Origin of the sequence: Burkholderia sp. HAN2018, assembly GCF_024704855.1 — a bacterium.
GTDB classification, from domain to species: domain Bacteria; phylum Pseudomonadota; class Gammaproteobacteria; order Burkholderiales; family Burkholderiaceae; genus Burkholderia; species Burkholderia cepacia.
In genome coordinates this window covers 1-10,139 of sequence record NZ_QOBB01000242.1, presented here as the reverse complement: position 1 = coordinate 10,139, position 10,139 = coordinate 1, and the positions used below count along the sequence as shown (strand labels likewise).

Here is a 10,139-nt window from a genome sequence, read left to right as displayed (position 1 = left end):
CGCGTGCCGGTGCGGCGTCGGCGGAAACCGCGACCGGGCGGGCGAGCGCGGCCGGCGCGCCGTCGGTCGGGAGCGGACGGGTAGGCTGTCCCATTCAGGCCTCCCGGCGCATCACGCGCACCGCGTCGCTGTGCCAGTCGATCCCGACCGGCGCGCCTTCCGCGAGCGGCTCCGCCCCTTCGTTCTGGCAGCACACGAGCACTTCGCCGAGCGCGCTGTCGACGCGGTACAGCCACTGGCTGCCGAGGAAGAAGCGGCTCGTGACGGTCGCGGCGAAGCGGCCCGCGTCGGGCGCGCACAGCCGCAGCTTTTCGGGGCGGATGCAGACCGACACCGCATCGCCCACGCGCACGTCGCGCTCGCGCGGCGGCAGATGCGCGGTGCGGCCGGTCTCGGCGAGATCGTGCCCGAGGTCGATGCGGATCGCATCGCCGTCGTGCGCGACGATCGTGCCGGGCAGCAGGTTCGCCTTGCCGATGAACTGCGACACGAAACGGTTCTCCGGGCGTTCGTACGCGCGGTACGGCGTATCGGTCTGCGTGATGCGGCCGGCTTCCATCACGACCACGCGATCGCTGATCGACAGCGCTTCCGACTGATCGTGCGTGACCATGATCGTCGTCGTGCCGATCTTGCGCTGGATCGCGCGCAGCTCGAACTGCATGTCCTCGCGCAGCTTCGCGTCGAGGTTCGACATCGGTTCGTCGAGCAGCAGCACCGGCGGCTCGATCACGACCGCGCGCGCGATCGCGACGCGCTGCCGCTGGCCGCCCGACAGCTCGCGAGGGAAGCGATGCGCGAGCGCGTCGAGACGCACGAGCGCGAGGGCCGCGCGGATGCGCTCGGCACGCTCGGCCTTGTCGACGCCGCGCATGTCGAGGCCGAAGCCGACGTTCTCGGCGACGCTCATGTGCGGAAACAGCGCATAGCTCTGGAACACGATGCCGAGCCCGCGCCGGTTCGGCTTCAGGTGCGTGATGTCCTGCCCGTCGAGCGCGATGCGGCCGCGCGTGACGTCGACGAAGCCCGCGATCATCTGCAGCGTGGTGGTCTTGCCGCAGCCGGACGGCCCGAGCAGCGACACGAATTCGCCTTGTTCGACCGACAGGTTGACGTCGGCGACGGCGGTGAGCTCGCCGAAGGTTTTCGTCAGATCCGTAAGCGTGAGAAACGACATGGGAAGCTCCGGGTTCGCACACCGCGTGGCCGGTGTACCGATGTGGCGGACTCTAGCCAGCCATATTTCGGCGCGTCAATTTCGAATTCTGATGAACGGGAGGAATTTCGGAAAAATTCCATTGACCGGAACAGTTGGTGAAATCGCGGGCGGATCGTTCCGTTGAATGAGGCGTGGCCGAGCCGCGAAATGCACGCGTCAATCCCGTGCACACCCGGATGCCCGTGGAATTTCGGCGGGACGACAATGGCGGCTACCTTATTCCGTTCAATGAAATCATCGAGGAGAGCCGGCATGCAGGAATCCCATTCGACCGGAACGTCGCCGGCCGCACGCGCGCCGCGCCCGGACGAGGACGCCGTCGATGCGGCCGGCGCACCGGGCACCGGCATGCTGCAGCGCGCGTTCGCGATCCTGCGCGCGCTGGCCGGCATGCAGCAGGACGGCGTGCGCGTCACGCATCTGGCAAAGGCCGTCGGCCTCACGCAGGGCACCGCGCACCGGATCCTGCAATCGCTGATCGCGGAAGGGATGGTCGAACAGGACGAGCAGTCGAAGCTGTACCGCCTGAGTGTCGATTTCTTCGCGCTCGCCGCGCAGGCCGGCAACCCGAGCAGCATGCGCACGTTGTGCCGTCCCGCGCTGCTGAGGCTGTGCGCAAGCCTCGGCGAGACCATCTTCCTGCTCGTGAAGAGCGGCTTCGACGCCGTGTGTCTCGACCTGTGCGAAGGGCCGTTTCCGATCCGTTCGTTTACCGGCGACATCGGCGGCCGCATCGCGCTCGGTGTCGGACAAGGCAGCCTTGCGATCCTCGCGTTCCTGCCGGAAGCCGAACGCGAGGAAGTGATCCGCTTCAACGTGCCGCGCATTCGCGGCTACGGTGTGCTCGACGAGGTGTACCTGCGTACCGAGATCGAACGCGTGCGGCAGCTCGGCTACGCGGGCCGCAACAGCGGCGTGCTCGACGGGATGGCCGGTGTCGCGGTGCCGATCCTCGATCGCACTGGCTATCCGGTCGGCGCGTTGAGCGTCGGCACGCTCGCGTCACGCCTCGGTGACGACCGGATGCCGATGGTCGTCGAACTGCTGCGGCGCCAGGCCGACGCGATCGGGCCACGTACCAATCCGTTCGATGCCGCGTTGCGGCGGCCGATGCACGGGCTATCAGGGAAAACCGTATAACCGCCTCGCGCGTCGCCGTTTCGTCAGCTTGCTTACGCAAGCCATTCACGTCCGATCAAAACGTACCGCGTCCAGCGGGCCTGCGTGCTTTCGTTTCCCTTGCGGGGTCGCGCGACCCCCGCTCATTTCCCCTCCATCGCCTCTCATTCGATTTCCAACTGCCGGCCAGTTGAACATTTCATTTCTTGATGTGATTGCGGCTGGATACCATCCAGCGACTGTCTATACAACCCGGTCGGGATGCATGGGCAGGACCAACAAAACACAACATCGATGAGCAGGTTTGGAGAGGAGATGACGGAGATGGTGCGAATGAAGGGTGGGAAGACGGGCGCCGCGACGGGCGCCGCGATCGCTATGTTGTTTGCCGGCGCCGCGCACGCGCAGTCGACGGTGACGCTGTACGGGATCGTCGACGCGGGCGTGACCTACACGAACAACGCGAAGGGCCATTCGCTGTGGCAGTTCACGGGCGGCAACGAATCGGGGCCGCGCTGGGGCTTGATCGGCTCCGAGGATCTCGGCGGCGGCCTGAAGGCGAACTTCCGCCTCGAGAACGGCTTCAACGTCGCGAACGGCGCGCTCGGGCAGGGCGGCCGGATGTTCGGGCGTTCGGCGTGGGTCGGCCTGAGCGGCGCGAACTGGGGCGCGGTGACGCTCGGCCGCCAGTACAACTCGACGCAGGACATCCTCGGCTCGCTGCAGATGAGCAGCTTCCTTGCGCAATACTCGACGCACCCGTTCGACAACGACGACATCAACAACACGTTCCGTCTCAACAACGCGGTGAAGTACGTGTCGCCGACGATCGCGGGCCTGCAGGCGAACCTCGTATACGGCTTCTCGAACTCGACCGGTTTCGCGAACGACAACAGCTGGAGCGCGGGCGTCACGTACGTGAACGGGCCGCTCAACGCGGGCGCCGCGTATGCGGGCGTGAACCATCCGGCGGTCAGCGCGAGCGGCGCAGTTGCTTCGGATAACTACTATCCGGCGTCGGCATCGGTGTTCGGTGCACGCCTCGGGAGCGCGATCCGCCAGCAGATCTGGGGGGCGGGCGGCAGCTACGCGATCGGGCCGGCAACGCTCGGCCTGCTGTATACGGGCTCGAACTTCGGCCAGGCGACGGGCGGCGCGCTGCGTTTCAACAACTACGAAGGCAGCCTGCGCTACATGGTCACGCCCGCGCTGATGGCGGCGGCCGGCTACACCTATACGCAGGTCGCGCGCGCCAGCGAAAGCGGCCATTACCACCAGGTATCGGCCGGCGTGCAGTACCTGCTGTCCAAGCGCACCGACGTGTACGTGAACGGCTTCTACCAGAAGGCGTCGTCGGGTGTCGGCCAGGCATGGATCGACGGCACCGACAGCGCGTCGACGACGACGTCGCAGGTGGCGGTGGTGGTCGGCATCCGCCAGAAGTTCTGATGTTCTGACGCACACGCGCGTCTTCCGGAGGAGGCACTCATGAAACTGAAACTGTTGCTGGCGGCGTTGCCGTTCGTCGGGATGTATGCGGGCGGCTCGCTTGCCGAGGCGCGTCCGCTGCTGCTCGGGCTGCCGTTCCTGCTCGTCTGGAACCTGGTCTGGATGGCGGCCACGGCCGCGATTCTCGCGATCCTGTTCCATCTCGACGAGCGCGATGAGCGAGACGCGCGCGACGCGGCCCGCGCCGGCCGTTCGGGAGACGCGCGATGAACGCGTCGATCGTCATCATCGCGGCGTTCGCCGTGTTCGCGCTCGCCATCGGCGTGACGGCACGCCGCGGCCGCAAGCTCACGCTCGAGCAGTGGGCGGTCGGCGGTCGCGGCTTCGGCTCGCTGCTCACGTTCCTGCTGATGGCCGGCGAGGCGTTCTCGACGTTCTCGTTCCTCGGCGCGAGCGGCTGGACCTACAGCAAGGGCGTGCCCGCGTTCTACATCCTGTCGTACGGCTGCCTCGCGTTCGTGATCGGCTACTGGATGTTGCCGGCGATCTGGCGTTACGCGAAGGCGCACGGGCTCGTGTCGTTCGCCGACTACTTCGCGTCGAAGTACGACAGCCGCGCGATCGGCGTGCTGGTGTCGATCGTCGCGGTGTTCGCGATGGTGTCGCTGCTGATGATCCAGTTGCGCGGGCTCGGCGTGATCGTGTCGGAGATGTCGTACGGGCTGATTCCGCAGGCGGCCGCGATCTGGATCGCCGCGACGCTGATGGCCGTGTACATGGTCGTGTCGGGGATCCACGGCTCGGCGAGCATCGCGATCTTCAAGGACGTGCTGATCCTCGCGATCGCGATCTTCCTCGGCCTGTACCTGCCGATGCACTACTACGGCGGGCTCGGCGAGATGTTCGCGAAGATCGACGCCGCGCATCCCGAACTGCTGCGCATGCCGGAGCACGGCTTCAACCTGAGCTGGTACAACTCGACGATCCTGCTCACGTCGCTCGGCTACTACCTGTATCCGCACGGCTTCACCGCGATCTACGTCGCGAAGGACGAGCGCGCGCTGCGCCGCAACGTGATCCTGATGCCGCTGTACCAGGTGCTGATCGCGTTCCTGTTCCTCGTCGGCTTCGCGGCCGTGATGACCGTGCACGGGCTCGAAGGCGCACAGACCGATCTCGCTTTGCTGCGGCTCGTGAAGCAGACGTTCCCTGCGTGGTTCGTCGGCATCGTCGGCGGCACTGGGCTGCTCACCGCACTGGTGCCGGGGTCGCTGATCATGCTGAACGCATCGACGACGATCGCGCGCAACATCTACCGCGAAGGCTTCGCACCGAACGCGACCGATCGCGAGGTGACACGCGTCGCGCGCATCGCGCTGCCGATATTCACGCTGGTGGTCGTCTACTTCGTGCTGCGCGGCGGCGCGACCTTCGTCACGCTCGCGATCTTCTCGTCGAGCCTGCTCACGCAGCTCGTGCCGATGCTCGCCTCGAGCTTCCTGAAGCGGCCGTTCGGCACGCGCGAAGGCGCGTTCGCGGGCATCGTCGCCGGCGCGATCGTGATCGCGATGACGAACTACTATGGCGTGACGCTCGCGTCGCTGTTCCCGGGCGCGTCGAACACGCTGACGTCGATCAACCCGGGGCTCGTCGCGCTCGCGGTGAACGCGCTGGTGTTCGTCGTGATCAGCGCGGTGCAGCGCAAGCTGAAGGCGCGGGTCGCCGCGCCGGTCGGTTCGGCGTGACGGTTTTTCGTGCATGACGCCGTCGCCGGGCCGCCGGGGTTTCGCCCGGCGGCCCGGCCGCTCGGCCACTCTCGGCCACTGGATGGCAGCAAGACCCATCGAACCACAACAGGACACTGAACAATGATTAACGAGGGCAAGCGAGAGGGCATGCGAGAGGACGACCGCGAAGCGATCGACACGCTGATCGCGAACGGCTGCGTGATCACGATGGACCCGCAGCGGCGCGTGATCGAGAACGGCGCGGTCGCGGTCAAGGGCGAACGCATCGTCGCCGTGGGCGGCACCGATGAACTGCAGGCGCGTTACCGTGCCGCGCGCACGATCGATGCGCGCCGCAAGGCCGTGCTGCCGGGCCTGATCGATGCGCATGCGCACGCGGGTCACGCGATGCTGCGCACGATCGGCGGCGCGGACGGCGATGCGTGGTCGGCCGCGGCCGAGACGATCTACACGCGCGCGTCCGACGAGGCGTTCTGGGAGGCCGAATCGCATCTCGCCGCGCTCGAACGCCTGAAGGCCGGCGTGACGACCGGCGTGTCGCTGCTCGGCGGCGGCAATTCGATCATGCGCGTCGACGATCCGGTCTACGCGCGGCGCCATTGCGACGCGGTCGTGCGCACCGGTACGCGCTCGATCGTCGCGGTCGGCCCGTCGCGGCCGCCCGCGCCGCGTGCCTATACGCGCCACACGCCGGAGGGCAGCGACACGCGCGACATCGGTTTCGACACGATGTTCGACGTATGCGAGCGCATCGTCGACGAATGCCACGGCGATGCCGACGGCCGGATCCGCATCGCGCTCACGCTGCCCGTGTACGGGCCCGAACACGATCCCGAGCTTGCGCGGTACGAGCACGACTTCCGCGACCAGGCAGCACGCTACGGCGCGCTCGCACGCGAGCGCGGGCTGACGTTCACGCAGGACGGCCACCGCGCGGGCACGCTCGCGTTCGCGCATCGCGAGCTCGGCTTGCTCGGCCCGACGTCGTTCATGTCGCACAGCATCGACCTGACCGACGACGACATCGCGGCGTGCGTCGAGACGGGCACCGCGATCGTCCACAACCCGAGCGCGATCATGTCGATCATCGGGCGCTGCCCGGTGCCCGAGCTGATCGATGCGGGCGTGACGGTGGCGATCGCGTCGGACGGTGCGGCGCCCGATCGCGGCTACGACATGTTCCGTCACATGTGGCAGTGCATGCATTACCACCGCCGGCATTTCCGCGACCCGGACGTGCTGCCGCACGGCAAGGTGCTGGAGATGGTGACGATCGACGCGGCGAAGGCGCTGTCGATCGATCACGAGGCCGGTTCGCTCGAAGCCGGCAAGCTCGCCGACATCATCCTCGTCGACCTGTTCCGGCCGCACATGATGCCGATGAACATGCCCGTGTATCGCGTGACGTGCTTCGCGAACGCGGCCGACGTGTGCATGACGATGGTGGGCGGACGGGTGCTGATGGAGGATCGGCGCGTGTTGTCGGTCGACGAGAACGCGGTGCTCGAACGGGTGAACGAAGTCGCGGCAATCACGATCGAGCGCAGCGGGTTGCGTCATTTGCTCGAGGAGCCGAAGACGCTGTGGGGGCGCAGCCGCTATTGAGCGGGCAGGTGGGCGTTGTCGTGCAGTGGCGGGCCGGCGTGGCCGGCCTGTTCGTTCGGCAACGCCGCCGAATCGTTGGCGATGCCCTGGTTGGCCGCAGCGTGTTGATTGCGCCCGCGTTTCCGCCCACCGCCTCAGCGCCGATAGATGAATTCCAAATCGGTCGATTCCCCGACCTTGAAATCGTACGTACCGACACGCGTGAACCCTGCCTTCTCATAGAAGGCAATCGCCTTCGCGTTGCCGGACCACACACCAAGCCATACCGGGCCGGGCCGTTCCGTTGCCAGATAGTCCAGCGCGGAGTCGAACAGGGCGCGCCCGGCGCCGGTTCCTTGCGTACCCCGCCGAAGGTAGATCTGATGGATCTCCCCCGAACCTTCTGCGACGTCCGGGTGCGGGAGCTTGCACGGCCCCGCGTGCGCATAGCCCACCAGCGTGCCGTCGTCGCTTTCAGCGACCCATGTGCGGCATTCGGGATCGTTGAGCTGGCCCGTGATCGTTTCTACCGAGTAGGTTCGAGCCTCGTACGCAGCCAGGTCGTTCGGCGGGTAGTCGATGCCGAATCCGTCCTGAAGAAAGGTTTCGCGAAACGTGTCGCGCTTCAATTCGGCAAGCGGGATGGCATCGGACAGGGTTGCAACGCGGATCAACATGAAGGATGGCTCGGTTCGTCGGTCGGACAGACAGTTTAGCCCGGGTGACGTCGGGCTCGCGAGCATCCGGTCGACCCGCGTGTACGGCGTGTGAAAGGTTGGGGGGAGCCTGACCGTCTCGGCGATCCGCACCACACGCTCCGTGGCCATGTCGATGACGAAGACGGTGGTTGACCTTCGGCGGACATGCTAGGATTTTCCGCAAACAACCTCGGAGACTGCCATGCCGTTCATCTGCGAAAACGTTGAATGCCGCGCCGTGCTCGCTCGCGGGCAGGTCAGGCCCCATCAGGAGGACGCGGGCTGGTGCTTCTACTGCCCGGACTGCAAAGCCAGGAACGAGTTGATGTACGTCGACACGGCCGGCGGTGCTGTCGAACTGATTCAGCCGGAGCGCGCGAGCCCGCCGCACAAGGTGGTGGCGACGGCTCGACCGCTGGAGGACGGCAAGTACGCAGCGCAGCTGAGCGTTCAGCGGGCGCTTGCCGTGAAGGGGACGTATGCGGCCGAGGAACACTGGGATCAGCTCGGTGTGTTCGGCGATGCGCAGGAAGCCGTCGAGCATGCGAGGTCTTTCGCGACGGATTTGTTGCAGCGAGCGGCGTAGTCGATATCGTTCGGTTAACGAAGAAGAGGCGTGCGCATTCATGCGTGACGCCTCTTCGTGTTGTCCGCTACGCGTCCGTCAGTTGTAGATATCGAACGAGAAATACTTCTTCGCGATCCGCTGGTACGTCCCGTCCTGGATCAGGCTCGCGAGTGCCTGGTTGATCTGCATACGCAGCGCGTCGTCATCCTTGCGCACGCCGATCGCGGAACCCACGCCGAGCGTCTTCGGGTCGTGCAGCGGCGGCCCCGCGAATTCGAAGTTCGCGCCCTTCGCGGTTTTCAGGAAACCGAGGTCGGCCTGCACCGACGATTGCAGCGATGCATCGAGCCGTCCCGACAGCAGGTCCTGGTAGACGAGATCCTGCGTCTGGTACGTGCGGACGATCACGCCCTTCGGCTCCCAGTACGTGCGCGCGTAAGTCTCCTGCGTCGAACCCTGCTCGACGCCGACGCTCTTGCCCCGCAGCGATTCGGGCGTCGGCTGCAGGTTCGAGCCGCGCCGCGCGACGAGCCGGGGCGGAACGTTGTTGATCTTGTCGGTGAATGCGATCTGCGCGAGGCGTTTCTCGGTCACGCTCATCGACGACAGCACGCCGTCGAACTTGCGCGCCTTCAGCGCCGGGATCATCCCGTCGAACGCGTTCTCGACCCACACGCAACGCACCTTCATCCGTTCGCAGATCGCATTGCCGAGATCGATGTCGAAACCGACGAGCTTGCCGTCGGGCGCGAGCGATTCGAACGGCGCATAACTGGGGTCGACGCCGAGGCGCAGGACTGCCGGGTTCTTCGCGGCGGCGGCGCCTGCCGTCAGCGCGAGCGCGATGGCGAGAACGAGCTTTTTCATGATTGTCTCCAATACCGATCGATGTTGTATGTGGTGAAGCGAACTGGCGGCCGACAGGCGTGACTGCCCGCGCCCGGCCACGCGCGGGCGGCTGGACGCTTTGCCGGAAGCGGCCGGCGAAGCGTCCGGATTCGAAAGGGGGCTTTAGCGGGCGGCGCCGGTGAGGCGCGCCATGCTGTGCCGGTAGCCGGCGGGCGAGAACACGGCGTTCAGCGCGGCCATCGCGGCGATCACGCCGAGATGCATCCACCAGGCGGTCGCGAAGCCGCCGCCCGCGTCGCGCAGCCAGCCGATCAGCCAGGGGCTCGCCGCGACGGTCAGGAAGCCGATGCCCTGCACGAACGCGGCGAGCGCGCCCGCGAGCCGCGCATCGGGCAGGTGGTCGAGCGTGACGATCAGGCTCATCGAGAAGAAGCCGCCGAGACCGAGGCCGACGCATGCGACCCAGAACCACGGCGCGAACACGGGCAGCGTCGCGAACCCGGCGAAGCCGGCCGCCTGCAGCGCGAGCGTGAGCCACAGCACGGCGCGGCGGTCGGACGAACCTTTGGCGAGCAGCGGCATCGCGAGCGCGCCGGTCGCCTGGAACAGCGCCATCCACGCGAGCAGGTTGCCGCTCGCTTGCGGGCTCATGCCGATGCTGCGGTAGAACGCGGGCAGCCATGCGACGAGACTGGCGTAGCCGCTGTTGCTGAGCCCGAAGAACAGCGCGAGCTGCCACGCGCGCGGAATGCGGGCGAACGCAGTGAGCGGCGCTGTCGCGGCCGTCGCGTGCACGGTGTCGCGCGGTGCCTTCGCGCGCCACAGCGCGAGCGTGACGAGCGCGGGCACGGCCCACACGGCGAGCGCGAGATGCCAGCCGCCGTGCGCGGCGAGCCACGGGCTCG

The 10,139-nt window shown here is 67.0% G+C and carries 10 protein-coding genes; 6 read left to right on the top strand and 4 right to left on the bottom strand.

Going from position 1 to position 10,139, the window contains the following annotated elements; all coding sequences use genetic code 11:
- Positions 1-94: 94 nt before the first annotated feature.
- The gene (locus DPV74_RS34815) at positions 95-1,177 is read right to left on the bottom strand and encodes an ABC transporter ATP-binding protein (protein ID WP_060171306.1); all 1,083 of its coding nucleotides are present in this window, start codon (positions 1,175-1,177) and stop codon (positions 95-97) included.
- A 294-nt stretch (positions 1,178-1,471) separates the two neighbouring features.
- Here DPV74_RS34815 and DPV74_RS34810 point away from each other — a divergent pair, with 294 nt between their 5' ends.
- From DPV74_RS34810 to DPV74_RS34790, 5 genes are all read left to right on the top strand, one after another.
- Positions 1,472-2,359, top strand: a complete 888-nt coding sequence (locus DPV74_RS34810) for an IclR family transcriptional regulator (RefSeq protein ID WP_060208244.1) — start codon at positions 1,472-1,474, stop codon at positions 2,357-2,359.
- A gap of 303 nt (positions 2,360-2,662) precedes the next feature.
- The gene (locus tag DPV74_RS34805; RefSeq protein WP_162923225.1) at positions 2,663-3,787 is read left to right on the top strand and encodes a porin; all 1,125 of its coding nucleotides are present in this window, start codon (positions 2,663-2,665) and stop codon (positions 3,785-3,787) included.
- A 39-nt stretch (positions 3,788-3,826) separates the two neighbouring features.
- A complete protein-coding gene (locus tag DPV74_RS34800; RefSeq protein ID WP_119338847.1) occupies positions 3,827-4,057 on the top strand; it encodes a DUF3311 domain-containing protein in 231 nt (76 codons plus the stop codon).
- Positions 4,054-5,532, top strand: a complete 1,479-nt coding sequence (locus DPV74_RS34795; RefSeq protein WP_119338846.1) for a sodium:solute symporter — start codon at positions 4,054-4,056, stop codon at positions 5,530-5,532. Before DPV74_RS34800 ends, DPV74_RS34795 begins: the two co-directional genes overlap by 4 nt.
- Positions 5,533-5,682: 150 nt before the next feature.
- Entirely contained in the window at positions 5,683-7,140 is a 1,458-nt protein-coding gene (locus DPV74_RS34790) for an amidohydrolase family protein (RefSeq protein ID WP_119338845.1), read from the top strand.
- Positions 7,141-7,274: 134 nt separating this feature from the next.
- Here DPV74_RS34790 and DPV74_RS34785 read toward each other — a convergent pair whose 3' ends face one another.
- A complete protein-coding gene (locus tag DPV74_RS34785) occupies positions 7,275-7,796 on the bottom strand; it encodes a GNAT family N-acetyltransferase (protein WP_059687671.1) in 522 nt (173 codons plus the stop codon).
- Between the two features lie 223 nt (positions 7,797-8,019).
- Between DPV74_RS34785 and DPV74_RS34780 the strand changes: the two genes are divergently transcribed.
- On the top strand, positions 8,020-8,403 hold the full coding sequence (locus DPV74_RS34780; protein WP_059693783.1) for a hypothetical protein: 384 nt from the start codon (positions 8,020-8,022) through the stop codon (positions 8,401-8,403).
- 78 nt (positions 8,404-8,481) lie between these two features.
- Here DPV74_RS34780 and DPV74_RS34775 read toward each other — a convergent pair whose 3' ends face one another.
- Both DPV74_RS34775 and DPV74_RS34770 read right to left on the bottom strand, forming a co-directional pair.
- Positions 8,482-9,252, bottom strand: coding sequence for an ABC transporter substrate-binding protein (locus DPV74_RS34775; protein ID WP_119338844.1), 771 nt, complete (start codon positions 9,250-9,252; stop codon positions 8,482-8,484).
- Between the two features lie 144 nt (positions 9,253-9,396).
- Positions 9,397-10,139, bottom strand: a 743-nt coding sequence (locus tag DPV74_RS34770) for an MFS transporter (RefSeq protein WP_119338843.1), incomplete at its 5' end; no start/stop codon positions are given.